Here is a 16131-nt window from a genome sequence, read left to right as displayed (position 1 = left end):
TTTTATTTCTTTAAATCAATTACGATATCATCTAAAACAATATCTTTACTCTTCGCTTCTTTTTTCGGCACTTCAATTTTCTTCTCTTTTCCATTCACATACTCCACTCCACCATGATTTTCAGGTGTATGAACTCGCAAGTGCACGTGAGGTGTAACGATAAGCTTTGTTGCATTTTCGTTTAACTTTTGGAATGTGGAACTCCAATGGATATTGTAAGGATCATTGCCACTTCCCCCATTCCCTTCACCACTATAAGAATTACCTAGATCATCCTTTACTTTCAGCTCAACATCTACACTATCCCATTCTTTCCTCGTAACCTTAGAAACTTCTTGATTGTAATAAAGAATAAATGAAACCGGCGACATTGCAACCTTTTCCATATTTACTTTTATACCTTCTTTTTCCGAACCCCCACCAATTGTTTTTTCTTTACTATCCACTGATTTTACAGTTAACGCGAAATTCCAATTTCCTTGTATTGATTTTTTCCTGTCTGGCATCTCTATTCTCTCTATATTCCATCTAAAGTTTACTTTGTCCTTTTTATTGCTATCATGATGCGTCGTTGTTACCATACCTACATACTTTTTTTCAGTAACTTTAGTCATTTTACCACTTCCTGTACTACCATGAGCGTCCATTATATCCAATCCGCCTAATATGATAGGATCATTTCCTAAATCTTGTTCACTTTCAAGTGAATACGTTATAGATACTGTTCTACCATCAGAAATTACATCATTAATTGTAACTTTAACCCCATTACTCTCCCTCGTCATATTCAATTCAGTCGAAAACTCTTTATAATTTTCATATAACCCTGTTCTACCATTATCTAAAAATCGGAATATGTCTCCTACTATTGGTAATCCTCCAGCGTATGTAGGAAATCCGATGCCAAGCATGGCAACCGATACGCCGACTAAAATAGATGCAGCAGCGACGCCTTTTTTCCAACTTTTCATCTTTTTCTTCGTACGTATCGATTGTTTTACATTGCGTTTTACTTTTTCTTTTTCAATTTCAGAAGCCTCAATTTCCTTAAGTTCTTTTTCATCTATATCAATATCATTTAATAATTCATAAATGTCTTTCATATTGCACTACCTCCAAAACTAATATTCGTAGCATTTTGTTGTAGTTTCTTTTTCCCACGGTACACACGATTATCTATCGCTGCCCGAGTTAAACCTAACTTGTCTCCTATTTCTTCTGTCTTCATACCAAGAAGATATTTCATAATGAACACCTTTTGATCTAACGGTTCTAATTGATTAATAAGCTTCAATAACTCTTCCCTATCTTCCATAACAATTAATTCGTCTTCCGCTGACTTTTCCGTACTGATATGAAACTCATCCGAAATAATTTCTACTTTTTTAGTCGCTTTCCGGTAATAATCAATTGCTTTAAACTTCGCAATTGCCGCAATCCATTTTCTAAAGTCACTCGGCTCTCCATGAAACTTATTTGCGTTATTCCATATGGAAAGAAATATATCGTTTACACATTCCTCTATTAATCCATCATTTTGAACAGGAAGAAGAACTTTATGCGTGATTCCTTTTATGAGCGGTAAGTATGTATCGACAACAAATTCTAGCGCATCTTCTTTTTGCCGCTGTAATCTTTTTATAAAATTTTTCTCATTTGATTTCATGTAGCGATTCCCCTTATTTTTTTGTAAAAGCTTTTACACCCTATATAACGTCTTAAAAAATATTTTCTCTCATCTTTTTATTATTTTTTGTATGTAATGGAATACTTTCCCTTAGCCATTGTCTCACATAACTATGCATTCAAAGAAAATTTTCTCAAGTCTGCAATTTGATTCATGTAGTACACTATTTATATAGTCATTCTTTAACTTAGTGTACATTTTATTTCATTAATCTACTTTTTAAAATTAGGAGATGAGATGTGTATGTGTGGAATTACAGGTTGGGTAAGTTGGAATAAGGATCTTTCCAATGAGCATGTTATTTTAGAAAAGATGGCAAATAGTATTCAGCATCGTGGTCCTGATGCTGAAGGATTTTGGTTTTCACCTCGTGCGGCCTTTGCACACCGGCGTTTAATTGTAATTGATCCAGAAGGCGGGGCACAGCCGAAGACATTTCGTGCTGGTGATTATACGTATGCTCTTACGTATAATGGAGAAATTTATAATTTCCGTGAGCTGAGGGAACGACTTCAAAAATGTGGTCATGCATTTGAAACGCATTCAGATACAGAAGTGTTACTACATGCTTATTTAGAATGGAAAGAAGAATGCGTGCAACATTTAAACGGAATTTTCGCTTTTGCCTTATGGGATGATCAAAAGCAACAACTGTTTTTAGCACGTGATCATTTAGGCGTAAAGCCACTCTTTTATACAGAAAGAAATGACAGCATTATTTTCGGATCTGAAATTAAAGCATTATTAGCTCATCCATCTGTTCCTGCTGAAATTGATGCGAATGGCATAAATGAAATATTTGGATTAGGCTTATTTCGAACTCCAGGATGTGGCGTCTTTAAACATATTCAAGAAGTGCGCGCTGGACATTCTATAACGTTTACACGTGATAAAAAAGTAGTTCAGAAGTACTGGAATTTAAAAAGTAAGATTCATACAGACTCTACCGAAGATACGTCATCGCATATTTTATCTATTTTACAAGATACAGTAAAAAGACAATTAATTGCCGATGTTCCTCTCGTTTGTATGTTATCAGGCGGATTAGATTCTAGCGGTATTACTGCACTAGCGGGAAAAGAATTTGCTGCTGAAAATAAAACACTTCATACGTATTCCGTTGACTTTGTAAATAGCGCAAAAGATTTTGAGCTGACATTTGCTCGCACTGGTTTAGACGCTCCTTGGGTAAAACGCGTTTCTGAACATGTAGGAACATCACATCATGATATTATTGTGAATGCTGAAGAATTAGCAAATCACTTATTCGTTCCCCTCCATGCAAAAGATTTACCGAGTGCTGGTGAAATGGAAACTTCACTATATTTACTATTTTGCGAAATGAAAAAAGATGCGACTGTAGCTTTATCCGGTGAATCAGCTGATGAAGTATTCGGTGGATACCCTTGGTTTCATCAAGAAGAATTACTATATGTAGATAAGTTTCCTTGGCTAACAAATTGGAAAAATACATCTCCTCTTCTACTAAATGAAGTAAGTAACCAATGTAATCTAGAAAACTATATTGATACACGATTCCAAGAAGCAATACTTGAAGTACCTATTCTTGAAGGGGAAAGTAAAAAACCCGCGAAACAACGTCAAATGTTTTATTTATTTTTAACGAGATTTCTCCCGTTCTTACTTGACCGTAAAGACCGTATGAGTATGGCTGTAGGGTTTGAAGTTCGTGTACCGTTTTGCGATTATCGATTAGTTGAATATTTATGGAACGTTCCTTTCAACATAAAAAGCATTGATAATATTGAAAAAGGGATTTTACGTAGAGCACTGCAACCTGCTTTACCTGACGATGTACGCAATAGAAGAAAAAGTGCGTATCCAACTTCACAAGACCCACATTATTTACAAACAATTCGTCATTTATCACTCGACATGTGTAGTAATAAAAATAATCCTATTTTCTCTCTTATTAATCATTCCACATTACTTGCTATTGCCGATCAGAGTAATAAGGAAATTAACAATTTTGAAGCAAGAAGTGCTATGGAATACATGCTGCAAGTAAATGAATGGTTGAAAACATATCACATCCATATCGCTTAACAAAAAGGAGTTCAAGAATAAAAACCTTGAACTCCTTTTATATTAATTAGCGCATCGTTTATTTTCAGTGTCAATGGACCATCCAATAATTGTGGCGCAATCTCTGCCTTTCCAATGCAGTACATTTGTTAATACTGGCTCAATCTGTAAGCAACTTCCGTCGTGTAATATTTCTATTAAAGATTGATCATCATCAAACCTTCGTTTATCACACTCTAAAATACCATCCGTTGCCATTACAATGTGATTCATTCCTTTTTCTAATCCTCTTATACCTGACGTAAAGCAAGGTGTATTTGCTGCGAAAATATTTTTTCTACCAATATATTCGTAATTCTTCCGTTTATTTAATCGCCCTTTGCCATTCTTCGTTTTCTCAGAATGGAATAAATACGCGAAGCAATCACCAACTGATAGCCAGTATAAAAATTCGCCTTTTCGCAAACAAATTAAGCATGCAAGTTCCTCATCATCTTGATCACATTTTTCAATAAACAACTCATCTGTAAATAACGCTAATAAGTACATATGTGTATGATGAAAAGCTAAATGTATCGGGTAAGAAAATAACTCTTTTAATTTCTCTTTTCTTTCTGAAATTGCTTCTATTATATAATCTATATTTTTTGTTTTGTGGTGTGTATCAAAAATCATAACAAATTCAAATTGTAATTCAGGATCCCACCAAGCAAGCACTGCATCGCCTCGTTCATATGCATCACTCTCTTGATTCCCCCCATATACGCCGACTGAAAGAGGACCACATTTTTCAACATGTATTTCATCTACATACATCTGTTCATGACTCATCCATTTGAATGTATTCACAGCTATCATCCTCTCTCTTGCTAAATGTATACCTTTACACATAGATTACCTTATATTTCAATAAAAATAAACTTTTTCAACATTTTTTATCCAAATAAAAGGATTTTGTTTCTAAGTTAACGAATATGTCTTATTATACGATATAAAAAACAGGAGGATTTATCATTATGAAAGACATCAATCAGCATTGGGAGAGCATTTATTATCACTTACGATATGAGTATGAAGACAACCTTTCTCACCAAGCCATTCGTATTTTACAAATCGTTTCTCGTGAGAAAGATATAACAATTGGAAAAGTCGCTACTGAGCTTAGTCTCTCTCATAACACAGCGTCTGAACATGTAAAGCGCCTTATTCAAAAAGGATTTATCATGAAAGAAAGAAACAAACAAGATGAAAGAGTGGTGAACCTTACATTAACGAAAGAAGGCATTGAAGTATTAGAAAAGCATACTTTACTAGATAAAGAAAAGATAAAAATATTAGAATCACAGTTATCGAAAGAAGAACAACAATTAATCGAAAAAGCTTTTTCGTTATTAGCGAAGGAGGCAAAGTATGCATTTCCTCGTTAAAGTAATCGTTTCGGCACTTATTATCGGTGTTATTACTGAAGTGGCTAAACATTATAGTACGATTGGCGGCTTTATTGCTGCCCTTCCTCTCGTTAGTTTACTGAGTCTATTTTGGATTTCTTTCGAAGGCGGGAACAAACAAGAATTAAGTCAATTTGCTATAGGCGTATTATATGGATTTCCTGCATCCGCACTATTATTATTTATCGTCTATATGGGTTTAAAAAACTCATTTGCACTTAGTACATCTGTCCTACTTGGTATAGGTGTTTGGTGTATCTTTTTTGCTTGTCAAAAATTATTTCAAGCTTAGGTCATAAAAAAAGGAAGCAACTAAAGCTGCTTCCTTACTTATCTATTCATAATCTTCTTCATCATCGATTTCTTCGTAATACGAATTCCCATTACTTACATATATAGGACCATTCGCAACGTCAATACGTAGTACCCATGCCCATGGCACAGCTAAACGTTTATGTATTGCTCGCCAAAAGCTCATTGATTTTCTTTCGTACTCCTGGAACTCCTGAAGTAACTCTTTGTAGGAGGAACCGTCTAACTGAATATTTGCTTCTAACAAACGAGAATGGGCATAGTACTGCAGCTCTAGTTCAGCAGCAATTTCCATTTCTTCTTCCGTTGCCATACCAATAATTGTTCCATCTGCTGGTACAATTTCATATACGTTGTGAACTTCAATAAGCCCTTCTTTCTCTTTCTCAAACATGTAAACAGCCTCCTTTAACATATATTTTTTATGTTACAAAGTCATACTTCTACAATAACATCTCTCTTTCCTCTTTTTTTGATAAACTTTTACAAATTATTTATCTGATAATCTGTAGACTCTATTCTTTCAGCAGAACTGAAACAATTATTATCAAAAGTTAATTTATACACATCAGGCATATGAATGGTTTTCCAAAACTGAAAATCATATTGCGAATCAAAATAATTCATAAGTAATACCATAATATTCCCATGCGTACCTATTACAATATTCTTACCTTTATATTTTTTTAATATACTTTGCATACATATTACAGCCCGTCTTTGTGCTACATCATTTGATTCTCCGCCTTCGTATGCAAAACTCCAATCCCCCCACACATTCTCCATAGCCTCATTAAAATCTGCTACTGGCTCTGAACTTAATAACCTTTCTCGTAAATCTTCTTCTATTTCTATTGATACATGATATGTATTCGCAATTCCTTGTACAGTTTGAATTGCTCTTTTGTACGGGCTAGAGATCACAACATCAATATGTCTACCTTTTAATAAGTGTGTTACATTCTCTGCATCTAAGTGCCCTTTTTCAGATAAAGGACGCTCCCGTTCTTCTTTTGTATATGTAGAATGGGCATGGCGAACGAAATATATTGTTGTCATTTATTCATCTCCTTTTTCCGTTTCTACCCAAATTCAATACATTACCATCAAATCCCTTTACCTTTATAATAAGTGCTGTCAAATTTAAATGTTGATTTTCATATTAATAAAAGGGAAACACCTCATATGGTATTTCCCTCATTTAAAATAGACTACATTCAATTAAATACTTTATCAATTTTATTTCTGTCGTATTCTAATATCCAATCATTATATGTATGATAAATATCCCTAATTGTATCATGAGAGGTAGCTAATACATCACAACCTCTATCATCATAAACGTGAAATATAGTATTCTTGTTTACATTTATAAAATACACCCTATGAAAAATACTCGGTTTTATTCCCATATCTTGATTACAAATTGCTTTTAGCATAGGAATGTATTTCAAGTCTGAAACTTTACATTTCAAAGTATATCTATGCGTTTTATATACCCCGTCTTCATCGTCTTCTGGAAAAACATAAGGGATTGTATTTTTCTGTAACTTAAACAAATCGGACTTCTCTTTTACATATTTAGAAAAGATATTCAATTTGTGTTTAAAAGTTTCACCGTCTGCATAGTCATTTACATCCACTACAATATAAATATCGTCTGTTTTGGAATGTAAAGACTGAAATAAAGTAATGGCTCTATTATAAACGCCTTCTAAATATGGGCAGTTTTCATAAATGTTATTGTAATCATAGTTCACACCTAATTTAAAGCGAATACCAATATCCCCATTATAAAATAGAGGTGGTCTAAGTTCTAAATTTGGAAACGTTTCAAGCATATACTCATTCAACCTCATCTCAACACCTACCTTTAACAGCATCTTGTTTACATAATAAAATTATTCCATTATAACTTCTTTCTAAACTCTTCATCCACTATAGCATCTTGAATAAAATAATCTATATTATTTCTCAGCTTTTGATATACAACTTGATCTTCTATATCGTTAAACATAATGACAACTTCTACTTTATTCCCTTTCTTATCTGTAGTATACAAGCTTTTTGTCAATACGAATGCGGTAGAACCACCTTTTTGACCAGCATATTCGAGCTTACTATTTTTAACTGTTCCTTTGAAAATGTTCTCGATCTCTTCTTGCATTGATTTTGGAAAATAATTTCTACTATTTATCTTTTCCATTATACTCATATAATCTTTAGCGTTTGCACCCACTAATCGATCTGACCAAATTCGCTGAAATTCCATATCTACCTTTAATGGAATATCCCGTTTTTTCCATTCTTCTTCATCTTTCATCCATTCATGAATTCGTAACACATGTTTATTATATTCTTCCTTTGACATGTTACGTATCATTTCTAACGATTGATTTTCTGGCTCATGAAGCTCTTTTTCTACATACCCTCTCATATATAGTGAAGCAGTATACGAAGAGAACTTGTCATGACTAGTAAGCTCTAACTCTTTTAAACTATCATTTACTCTTTCTATTCCAAGCTTATCTAACAAATATGTCGTATTTGCATTAGAGCTATAATGAATCATTCCTTTTGCAACTTCTTCTAAAGCGATTTGTCCATTTTTCACTAATTCTCTCGCTTTTGCATCTTCTAACCAATCAGGATGCGCTCCACCATCAGTGTTTTTAACGTAATATTTTTCTAGCTCCTGCAATGAAATTTGTTCATCACGACTTACTTTTCCTTCTGACACTTGCTTAGCAAATTCAACTGCTATTACAATTTTTGCCATACTCGCTAATGGTAATTTTTTATTTGCATTTATAGAAGTTAATACTTCTCCATTTCTTTTTATAAATAATGAACTTGTTTCATCGTCTTTATGTTCTTTTATGTACTTTAATACGTAATTAGGATCTTCTTTTGACAAATAGTACTTCATAATAACAAAGAAAGCTATAACGGCTACTATAATGACTCCTGCAACAATTCCTATAATCTTTAATATGTTCACAATATGCCCCCTCTCATACATTCCCTTCTATATAATCATTATAACGAACCAGATTACAAAATTATACAAAACAGAGTAACTCTTCCCAAAAAAAGAAAGAGTTATTCTATTTCACATGATGTTATTTGTCCATTTAACGTAACAACTATATTTGATTCGTCACTTTCTTTAACGCTACTTATTCGATTTGAGTTAGGAGGACCAATTACAACTGATTCCTTAATTGGCGAAAGGTCCTTCTCCAATTTTTCTGCACTTACACCGTATGCAGCTTGAAATACTTCTGGCGGTGTTAATCTAAGTATGTCTGATCCTTCTGCTGTTTCAAATTGATCGTTATTGAAGAACAAATGTAATTGTACTTCTTCTGTTACCGCTGTGATCCAATGCCACCATCCCATTGGAATAAAGACAGTTTGCCCCGCTTTCACATGATAATTTTGCAATTGATTCGTTTCGGGATTTAAGATAGATGTAATTGCTTCTCCTGATACAACAACATCCAATTCCCACGCATTCGGATGCCAATGCGGTTCTCGCATATGCCCTTTTGTCATAAACAAATCAACAAACGCTCCCCCTATCATCGCTGGTAACTGCGTTGACGTAACTTCATATGCAACGTTTTTCTCATCTCTTTTAAAAAAGATGTTTTTTCTCGAATCAAAGAAAAGGTTTGGAGTTCCTGAACTTTTCTTTAAATTTTTATTATCTGGAACATAACCTGAACTACTCATTTTATCCCTCTTTTCCACTCCGAACATTTCGACTTTCACACTGTATCGTATGGAAAAAATGTATGAATGTGCCTAACCATTGACATAACAAAAAAACATGCCTTCATAAGGAGAGCATGTTTTGTGATATTCTTCACATTGTTTCATTAAAAAATATTCTTTTTATTTACCATGATGTAACATTAAATCACTAAGTTCTTCTTCAATGTGATTTAATTTCGCAACGCATTCTTTCCATTTATGAATATAACGTGAAACCCCAACGAAAAATAAAACGATAATTGTAGAAAGAATAATACCATACACGATTGCTACAGTACTCATAGTTACACTTCCTTATAATTAGTAATGTTGTTATTAGTTATGTTTTTATTATAAACCTTTTTCTTTTAAAATACTTCGATTTCAACTTTTTGTAACAAAATTGATTTTTCTAACATTTCGTTCGTAAAAATGGCATATTTTTCACAAATTATACAAAACTTCACCATATGTACTATTACCATATGAGTTATATTATTAAATAGAATAAAGGGGATGATATACTATGACGACTTGGTTTATTGTAATGTTAGTTGTATTTGGGGCATTTAAAATTATCGTTTCTAGCCTTCCTAACACTGTTATTGAATCCATTATTAGCAAGTACGAAACACATCCACAACTTGAAGAAGAGAATGTGACTATTACAATTCACGGAAATAACGTAGAAGGCGAACAGAAATCCAAAATTATTCATGATTTTAACGAAGGTTTATTTTTAGATCGCTATTATGCACCGCCACACAATGAGGGTACTCCTTTAATTATCAATGCAAAACGCGGCAAAAAAGATTTTACATTTTATATTTATAGTCATGAAGAGCATGTTGATGTTGTAAAGCAATATAAAAAGAAAGTAGTTGCTTATAGTTTACGCTCTAAAAATCTTCAAAATAATGATATGTTCGTGTCAGCTGATTTAGCTTAATACTCATATATTAGAAAAAGGAATCCATGGTATATGGATTCCTTTTTTACTATTTACTGAAAAATAAGCTCTGTTTTCAAACTATCTTTCGGTAACAACCATCCTTTTTGTTCTAAAACCTTCATTAATACTTCTCTTTGTTCTTTTGCAATACTTTCCTCATTTGTTTTAAACGACACTTCTATTACGAAGTCATCTTCTATTTTCCCTGTATCACTTAGTGGCCAAATTTCAATATTCGTTTTACTATTTTGAAATTCACCTGTATACCTTTTCATTAATACAGGACCGTAAATACGAGAATTCTTGAGCATTGCTTCTCCCCAATTCGCATACAACCATTTGTTCATTTTCCCTGGCAACTTTTCTATTAACATGTTTTGAGCAGCTCGTTCGTTTGGTAAATCAAGTATCCCATACCCTTTAGCGCTGTAACTTTTCTTATTTGAAATACTTAACGTTTTCTTCTCAAATCCCCAATCTACTTCCGCTTCATAACTATCCGTATTACTATCAAATCCATCTTTTTTAGCTACTTCTAGTGCATCTTGAATTACACCATTTTGAACCAGATATCTTTTTTTATATGTTAGCTCAAAATCTTTACTAAATTCTTTCTTTCGAATTCTCGCAAACCAACCTTCATTACTTAAATTTTTATTTGCCGTATCTAAAAATTGCACTTGTATTCTTTCATAATTTGTACCAGCCTGAAAATATTCTAGTACTTCTTGCTTCATCTCTTTGTTAGGACCTAGTACTTGTTCTGGTTTTAATAATAACTTCACTTCAAAACTAGGTTTCATTGGACTAGCAGCAAACCCTTCCATAACGTTATAAAAGAAACAGCAAAAGAAAATGCTTACGAATACAAATACTCTTTTCATATACCTATCCCCTTTACATTTTAAATGACTTCTACACATTCCATTGCAAGTGAATATACATTTTCATACCCTGCTGTACTTAGCTTTTGTTGTAATCGATCCGTATCCTCTTTCAAAGCGTGCACTAACACCGTATGTTCTGGTAATAATGTATTTAGCATCTCTTTCACATCTCTTATACTTTGGTGAACTTTATATGGAACTCGCTTCACCCTACATTCTTTACCTACACGTTCTTTCAAAACTTTTTCTGCAAAACTCCCTTTAGCAATATGTCCAGTAAAGATAATGGAATTTCGTTCTTCATACAGAATTTGTTCATAATATAACTGTGCTCGTTTCGTTTGCATATTCGCATCGCTCATTACAAATATTCCATAACTATGTTGCGTACCGATGTCATCATCCATAACTATTACGTTTCTTTTTAAACTCTCAATTAGCTCTTCAAGTTCTTCATTGTTTTTGATCCAATCTTTATATACGATCATCTCTTCGAATCCAGCCAAAATTTCTTGATCTACTATAATGGGAAGTTCTTTATATTTTTTATATAAATACAACACGATATCTTGCGCCCTACCAAGCGGTGGCAATGGTAGTAATGCTATTCCTTTATTCCCCGCAGCACGTTCAATTTCTGCACACAGTTCGTTTACTCGTTCATGTTGCGAAACATCATCAGTATGATACGCGGCATCTACGATTGCAACTTTTATATCGCCACGCAATTTCTCAGGTAAATTCGCTCGTAGTATGTTAGACTCTGCTGAATAATCGCCAGAATAAAATACATATGTATGACTCATATCCACTAAAAACCAAACAGCTCCTAATACATGCCCACTATACCCCCATTGAAACCGCAATGAAGGAGTAATTTGTATCCATTCATTCGGATTACTAATCTCATCAATATATACATAATTTAAATCTTTTATGTTTTGGTCACTATAAGGTATATTCCATCCTCGGGTCAGATTGTAGTTTCTCCATTTTTCATAATAAGTTGGAAGTTGCTCCTTCGTATAACGAGTCGTCCAAATTTTTTTCTTATATCCATACTTCGCTAATAAAGGTAAACCCATCGTATGATCTTCATGAATATGTGATAAAAATACGGCATCTAAAAACGGCACAACTTCCCTATCTATTTTTGGATAACTATCCTCATATGATCGATTAATACCACAATCAAATAATATTTTTGTCTCTTTATTTTTTACGAAGTAGCAGGAACGACCGTATTCTCCCGCTCCTCCCCATACTTCTATCCTCATCATGCTACCCCTTTTCGTTTTTGCTCCATATGCTGCAGAAGTAATAAACATAGCGTTGTAAGTCCAACTGAAACGACAGCCATCGCCATTCCAATAGATACTTCTCCTTGCTCAAATTGAGCAAAAATAAATGTTGCTGATGTTTCTACTGATGGAGGTAGTACGAGAAGCGATGCTACTAACTCTCTTATCGAGATTGTAAATGTCATCGCCCATCCAGCAAGAATGCCTGGGATAATAAGAGGTAATATTATTTTTCTAAAAATATACATATAATTTCCAGAAAAAATACTTCCTGCCTGTACAAGAGAATCATCAATTTGCCCGAGTGATGCTTTTACATACTGCACCGTATAAGGTAAAAAAAGAACAACGTACGTTACGATAACCATGACTGGTGTATTGTAAATGGACAGAGGCATATAGGGTGAGTTCCAAAATAATATAAGACCTACAACCATCACAATTCCTGGTACCATATTCGGTAACATACCGCACATATCAAGCCATTTTTCAGAGGATTTTTTCCCCTTTCGAATCATAAGTGCTAAAAAGACTCCAATTATTACAGCAATAATCGCTGTTACGAGTGAAAAAAGAAAACTGTTCCACAATGCTTCTAATCCTGGTGATCCCATTGTAAACAACGCTTCATAATGACTCGTTGTAAAGTTATTTACATGTAAACCGCCGCCTCTTAATTTTGACAAAGAAGCGATCAATATAGAAAAGTATGGGATTCCAATTGATACGATTAATAAACCAATTACATAAATCCACGCTACAACACGTGTAACGATAGACAAAGTATACCTTTTAGATTTCACACCTTTTCCACTAACCATTGCATATGAATACTTTCGATTTAATACATTTTGCATATACCAAATGAGCATACATGCGCTAAGTAATAAAGAAGATAATGCTGTTGCACTACTAAAATCAATTGGCCAACTCGAAATAAATTTATGAATCTCTGATGTTAACACGTGGAACCCTATTCTACGTCCAAATGTAGCCGGTGTTCCAAATTCAGCAATCGTCTTTACGAAAATGAGTAAAGCACCCATTACATAACTTGATACTAATAACGGCAATATTATTTTTCTTAAACGATAGAAAAAACTTCCGCCATGAACTGCTGCGGCATCTTCTTTACTACTCCCAATTTGAAGTAACGTGTTTTTCAACATGAAGTAAAGAAATGGGAATAAATGCAGACTCATAATTAAAACCATACCCCCTAAACTAAAAAACGAGGATGAAATCGTCTTTAGCATCGGAAAAAATTGTTCGAAATAGCCGTTCGGTTGCATGAACAAAATCCAGCCCATCGCCCCAATATACGGCGGTGTCATAAATGGAATCATAAAAACAACATCTAACTTACTATACTTTCCAACATCTGTTTTACTCATAATGAACGCTAATGGAAATGAAAATACGGTAGCTCCTATTACTACAAGTACACCGAGAAGCATCGAGTTTAGAAAAATCCCAGCTAATCCACCACTCTGCATCACTTCAAAAGGCTTTAAAAAATTCCACCTACTATTTTCATATACACTAGAAAGTAAAATGAGAAAAAGCGGAATGACGATTAACATCGCCACAAGTAACAACGCTACCGTCATTCCAACTTGTCTTACTGATACGAATCGATTTACCATGTAATCACCATCTTATTTAAATACTTTCTTAAATTGTTTTCCTATTTCATCTTGTTCTTTCTCAACTGTTTTCCAGTCAATATTTAATACTGGAATCTCTTCCACATTTGGTCTATTTTCAGCTTTTATATCTGTTCTACCAGGCAATAAATATGCTTTAGAAATTTGTTTTTGTACATCATCTGATAATAAATAATCAATAAACTCTTTTGCACCTTCAACATTTTTACTATCTTTCATAATGCCTGCTGCACGTGGGCTAATAACTGTTCCGCTTTTTGGATATACGATATCAACTGGTTCACCCTTTGCTTTTGCACTGTACGTCATATAATCAACACCCGCAATGACCATATCTTTTGCACCTGTTACAACTGGATCTAATGCTTCTTGGTTTGCCCCCGCTACTGTAACTTCATTTTTCTTAAGCTGTTCAAATAAATTCCATCCATCTTTCCCGTTCTTTTTCACGTATCCAGTTACAAAGTCTAAAGCTGAACCTGAAAGTGCTGGATCTGGAAGATTCACTTTCCCTTTCCATTCCCCTTTTGTTATATCGCTCCAATCTTCAGGTGCTGCCTTCACATTTTTTGTATTGTACACAATTCCTAATGCTGAAGCACTATACCCGAAATAATGACCTTTATCATCCGACCATTCTGGACGAAGCTTATCAGCTTGTTTCGCTTCTTTATAAGCTAACGTTTGACCATCTTTCTTTAACCCTTCCATTGCTGGTAAAGAAGCAAGTACCACTACGTCAACGACTGGTTTTTTCTTTTCAGCTTCCATTCTTGCTAAGATTTTTCCAGTTGTCCCTTGAAACATTTCTACTTTTATACCCGTTTTCTTTTCAAAGTCCTTTTGAATTTTTTCTGCTAATCCTTTTGGCCCTGCACTATATACAACAATTTTCTTTTCATTCGTAGTTTTACTTTTTGCATCTGCATTACCTGTCTTTGAACTACACCCTGTTACTACAGCAGAAAATAATAAAGTACATACAAATAATGACTTAAGCGAACTGAATTTCTTCATACGATTCTCCCCCTATATGATGAATACATTTTTTTGGTACATATAACGCTACTGGTTTCCCAATGCTTAGCCTACTATTGTGATAAGCTGTCCATACACCGCGTGTCCCCATGTTTACTTTCACTTCATAACGTTCTCCTACATATGTAACGTGCTGGACTTCACCTGTATACATTTCACACACTTCATTTTTTGTCCAGCTCACTTGCTCTGGACGAACCATTTGTTTACCCTCTACAAGCCAATTTGCCTTGCCAACAAATTTTGCAACAAATTCATGAGACGGTTTTACATAAATATCTTCTGGTGTTCCTTTTTGTAATACTTCTCCTTGTTTCATGACAATAATTTGGTCTGACATTGACATAGCTTCTGTTTGATCGTGCGTTACATACAATGCCGTTAAACCAATAGAATGAACAATATCCATAAGCTCTAACCGCATTTCTTCTCGCAAAATTGCATCGAGTGCACTAAGCGGTTCATCGAACAAAATAAAATGTGGTTTTGTTACAATTGCTCTAGCAAATGCGACACGTTGCTGCTGTCCACCAGAAAGTTCATGTGGATATCTTTTCTCCATCCCTTGCAAGCGAACTCGCTTTATCGCATCTTCTACCTTTTCTCGTAAATGATTCGTTTGCTTTGTAGCTCTTAAACCAAATGCAACATTTTCAAATACAGTCATATGCGGCCATAAAGCAAAATCTTGAAATACCATACCGATATTACGTTCATGAGGAGATGTTTTTATTTTTTTCGCACTAGAATACATGCACTTATCTCCAAAATATATTTCACCTTTATCTGGATCTTCAAGTCCTGCAATCATTCTAAGTAAAGTCGTTTTCCCGCATCCCGAAGGTCCTAAAAGTGTAGTGAATTCACCTTGTTTCATAACAATTTGTAGCGGCTTTAACGCCTGCGTTTTTCCAAATATCTTTTCTAATCCACTAATTTTAATATCCATCGTTTCACCTCTTTCCCCTCACTCTTAACCTGCTTTCATTCTATATGGAAGATTTATACTGAATGTTAATGTACTGTAAAGATTA

Annotated in this window: 19 protein-coding genes; 4 read left to right on the top strand and 15 right to left on the bottom strand. The window is 34.1% G+C overall.

The annotated features are described in order from the left end of the window. Positions 1–2: 2 nt before the first annotated feature. Complete coding sequence (locus ATN06_RS08865; protein WP_060630319.1) at positions 3–1103, bottom strand: DUF4179 domain-containing protein; 1101 nt, start codon at positions 1101–1103, stop codon at positions 3–5. After that, positions 1100–1666 (bottom strand): sigma-70 family RNA polymerase sigma factor, encoded by a 567-nt coding sequence (locus ATN06_RS08860; RefSeq protein ID WP_060630318.1) that lies wholly within the window; start codon positions 1664–1666, stop codon positions 1100–1102. Before ATN06_RS08860 ends, ATN06_RS08865 begins: the two co-directional genes overlap by 4 nt. Before the next feature lie 264 nt (positions 1667–1930). Here ATN06_RS08860 and asnB point away from each other — a divergent pair, with 264 nt between their 5' ends. Beyond that, the gene (asnB, locus tag ATN06_RS08855) at positions 1931–3754 is read left to right on the top strand and encodes an asparagine synthase (glutamine-hydrolyzing) (RefSeq protein ID WP_060630317.1); all 1824 of its coding nucleotides are present in this window, start codon (positions 1931–1933) and stop codon (positions 3752–3754) included. Between the two features lie 42 nt (positions 3755–3796). Here asnB and ATN06_RS08850 read toward each other — a convergent pair whose 3' ends face one another. Beyond that, positions 3797–4624 (bottom strand): PP2C family serine/threonine-protein phosphatase, encoded by an 828-nt coding sequence (locus ATN06_RS08850; protein ID WP_060630316.1) that lies wholly within the window; start codon positions 4622–4624, stop codon positions 3797–3799. Positions 4625–4749: 125 nt separating this feature from the next. On the opposite strand from ATN06_RS08850, the gene ATN06_RS08845 reads away from it, so the two are divergent. Further along, positions 4750–5160, top strand: a complete 411-nt coding sequence (locus ATN06_RS08845) for a MarR family winged helix-turn-helix transcriptional regulator (RefSeq protein WP_000651929.1) — start codon at positions 4750–4752, stop codon at positions 5158–5160. Continuing rightward, positions 5144–5473: a DUF3147 family protein gene (locus tag ATN06_RS08840; RefSeq protein WP_060630315.1), complete on the top strand. Its 330-nt coding sequence runs from the start codon at positions 5144–5146 to the stop codon at positions 5471–5473. The genes ATN06_RS08845 and ATN06_RS08840 overlap by 17 nt, the downstream gene beginning before the upstream one ends. Before the next feature lie 42 nt (positions 5474–5515). Here ATN06_RS08840 and ATN06_RS08835 read toward each other — a convergent pair whose 3' ends face one another. The 7 genes from ATN06_RS08835 to ATN06_RS28150 form a co-directional block, all read right to left on the bottom strand. Further along, positions 5516–5887 (bottom strand): hypothetical protein, encoded by a 372-nt coding sequence (locus ATN06_RS08835; RefSeq protein WP_060630314.1) that lies wholly within the window; start codon positions 5885–5887, stop codon positions 5516–5518. Between the two features lie 89 nt (positions 5888–5976). After that, complete coding sequence (locus tag ATN06_RS08830) at positions 5977–6552, bottom strand: histidine phosphatase family protein (RefSeq protein ID WP_060630313.1); 576 nt, start codon at positions 6550–6552, stop codon at positions 5977–5979. A gap of 158 nt (positions 6553–6710) precedes the next feature. After that, positions 6711–7352 (bottom strand): DUF3885 domain-containing protein, encoded by a 642-nt coding sequence (locus ATN06_RS08825; protein ID WP_060630312.1) that lies wholly within the window; start codon positions 7350–7352, stop codon positions 6711–6713. Between the two features lie 50 nt (positions 7353–7402). Further along, positions 7403–8494 (bottom strand): serine hydrolase, encoded by a 1092-nt coding sequence (locus ATN06_RS08820; RefSeq protein ID WP_060630311.1) that lies wholly within the window; start codon positions 8492–8494, stop codon positions 7403–7405. Between the two features lie 101 nt (positions 8495–8595). Then, positions 8596–9231 (bottom strand): cupin domain-containing protein, encoded by a 636-nt coding sequence (locus ATN06_RS08815; RefSeq protein WP_029440790.1) that lies wholly within the window; start codon positions 9229–9231, stop codon positions 8596–8598. Positions 9232–9393: 162 nt separating this feature from the next. Beyond that, the gene (locus ATN06_RS08810) at positions 9394–9555 is read right to left on the bottom strand and encodes a hypothetical protein (protein WP_016088490.1); all 162 of its coding nucleotides are present in this window, start codon (positions 9553–9555) and stop codon (positions 9394–9396) included. Between the two features lie 65 nt (positions 9556–9620). Further along, on the bottom strand, positions 9621–9737 hold the full coding sequence (locus ATN06_RS28150) for a hypothetical protein (RefSeq protein ID WP_001987133.1): 117 nt from the start codon (positions 9735–9737) through the stop codon (positions 9621–9623). 41 nt (positions 9738–9778) lie between these two features. Here ATN06_RS28150 and ATN06_RS08805 point away from each other — a divergent pair, with 41 nt between their 5' ends. After that, positions 9779–10201, top strand: coding sequence for a YfmQ family protein (locus ATN06_RS08805; RefSeq protein WP_060630310.1), 423 nt, complete (start codon positions 9779–9781; stop codon positions 10199–10201). A gap of 53 nt (positions 10202–10254) precedes the next feature. Here the strand turns inward: ATN06_RS08805 and ATN06_RS08800 are convergent, their stop codons facing one another. From ATN06_RS08800 to ATN06_RS08780, 5 genes are read right to left on the bottom strand one after another with little or no spacing between them, the layout of a single operon-like run. After that, positions 10255–11088 (bottom strand): hypothetical protein, encoded by an 834-nt coding sequence (locus ATN06_RS08800; protein WP_060630309.1) that lies wholly within the window; start codon positions 11086–11088, stop codon positions 10255–10257. A gap of 20 nt (positions 11089–11108) precedes the next feature. Then, a complete protein-coding gene (locus ATN06_RS08795) occupies positions 11109–12371 on the bottom strand; it encodes an MBL fold metallo-hydrolase (protein WP_060630308.1) in 1263 nt (420 codons plus the stop codon). Beyond that, positions 12368–14038, bottom strand: a complete 1671-nt coding sequence (locus tag ATN06_RS08790) for an ABC transporter permease (RefSeq protein WP_060630307.1) — start codon at positions 14036–14038, stop codon at positions 12368–12370. The genes ATN06_RS08795 and ATN06_RS08790 overlap by 4 nt, the downstream gene beginning before the upstream one ends. 12 nt (positions 14039–14050) lie before the next feature. Continuing rightward, positions 14051–15076: an ABC transporter substrate-binding protein gene (locus ATN06_RS08785; RefSeq protein WP_060630306.1), complete on the bottom strand. Its 1026-nt coding sequence runs from the start codon at positions 15074–15076 to the stop codon at positions 14051–14053. Next, positions 15054–16046: an ABC transporter ATP-binding protein gene (locus ATN06_RS08780; protein ID WP_060630305.1), complete on the bottom strand. Its 993-nt coding sequence runs from the start codon at positions 16044–16046 to the stop codon at positions 15054–15056. The genes ATN06_RS08785 and ATN06_RS08780 overlap by 23 nt, the downstream gene beginning before the upstream one ends. Between the last annotated feature and the right edge of the window lie 85 nt (positions 16047–16131).

Origin of the sequence: Bacillus thuringiensis (genome assembly GCF_001455345.1) — a bacterium.
GTDB classification, from domain to species: Bacteria; Bacillota; Bacilli; order Bacillales; family Bacillaceae_G; genus Bacillus_A; species Bacillus_A thuringiensis_N.
This window is presented reverse-complemented; position numbering and strand designations above follow the sequence as displayed.

Coding starts and splice junctions, on each gene's coding strand:
- ATN06_RS08865 (WP_060630319.1), bottom strand. CDS start 1,103: ATGAAAGACATTTATGAATTATTAAATGATATTGATATAGATGAAAAA.
- ATN06_RS08860 (WP_060630318.1), bottom strand. CDS start 1,666: ATGAAATCAAATGAGAAAAATTTTATAAAAAGATTACAGCGGCAAAAA.
- asnB (WP_060630317.1), top strand. CDS start 1,931: ATGTGTGGAATTACAGGTTGGGTAAGTTGGAATAAGGATCTTTCCAAT.
- ATN06_RS08850 (WP_060630316.1), bottom strand. CDS start 4,624: ATGTGTAAAGGTATACATTTAGCAAGAGAGAGGATGATAGCTGTGAAT.
- ATN06_RS08845 (WP_000651929.1), top strand. CDS start 4,750: ATGAAAGACATCAATCAGCATTGGGAGAGCATTTATTATCACTTACGA.
- ATN06_RS08840 (WP_060630315.1), top strand. CDS start 5,144: ATGCATTTCCTCGTTAAAGTAATCGTTTCGGCACTTATTATCGGTGTT.
- ATN06_RS08835 (WP_060630314.1), bottom strand. CDS start 5,887: ATGTTTGAGAAAGAGAAAGAAGGGCTTATTGAAGTTCACAACGTATAT.
- ATN06_RS08830 (WP_060630313.1), bottom strand. CDS start 6,552: ATGACAACAATATATTTCGTTCGCCATGCCCATTCTACATATACAAAA.
- ATN06_RS08825 (WP_060630312.1), bottom strand. CDS start 7,352: ATGAGGTTGAATGAGTATATGCTTGAAACGTTTCCAAATTTAGAACTT.
- ATN06_RS08815 (WP_029440790.1), bottom strand. CDS start 9,231: ATGAGTAGTTCAGGTTATGTTCCAGATAATAAAAATTTAAAGAAAAGT.
- ATN06_RS08810 (WP_016088490.1), bottom strand. CDS start 9,555: ATGAGTACTGTAGCAATCGTGTATGGTATTATTCTTTCTACAATTATC.
- ATN06_RS28150 (WP_001987133.1), bottom strand. CDS start 9,737: ATGGTAATAGTACATATGGTGAAGTTTTGTATAATTTGTGAAAAATAT.
- ATN06_RS08805 (WP_060630310.1), top strand. CDS start 9,779: ATGACGACTTGGTTTATTGTAATGTTAGTTGTATTTGGGGCATTTAAA.
- ATN06_RS08800 (WP_060630309.1), bottom strand. CDS start 11,088: ATGAAAAGAGTATTTGTATTCGTAAGCATTTTCTTTTGCTGTTTCTTT.
- ATN06_RS08795 (WP_060630308.1), bottom strand. CDS start 12,371: ATGATGAGGATAGAAGTATGGGGAGGAGCGGGAGAATACGGTCGTTCC.
- ATN06_RS08790 (WP_060630307.1), bottom strand. CDS start 14,038: ATGGTAAATCGATTCGTATCAGTAAGACAAGTTGGAATGACGGTAGCG.
- ATN06_RS08785 (WP_060630306.1), bottom strand. CDS start 15,076: ATGAAGAAATTCAGTTCGCTTAAGTCATTATTTGTATGTACTTTATTA.
- ATN06_RS08780 (WP_060630305.1), bottom strand. CDS start 16,046: ATGGATATTAAAATTAGTGGATTAGAAAAGATATTTGGAAAAACGCAG.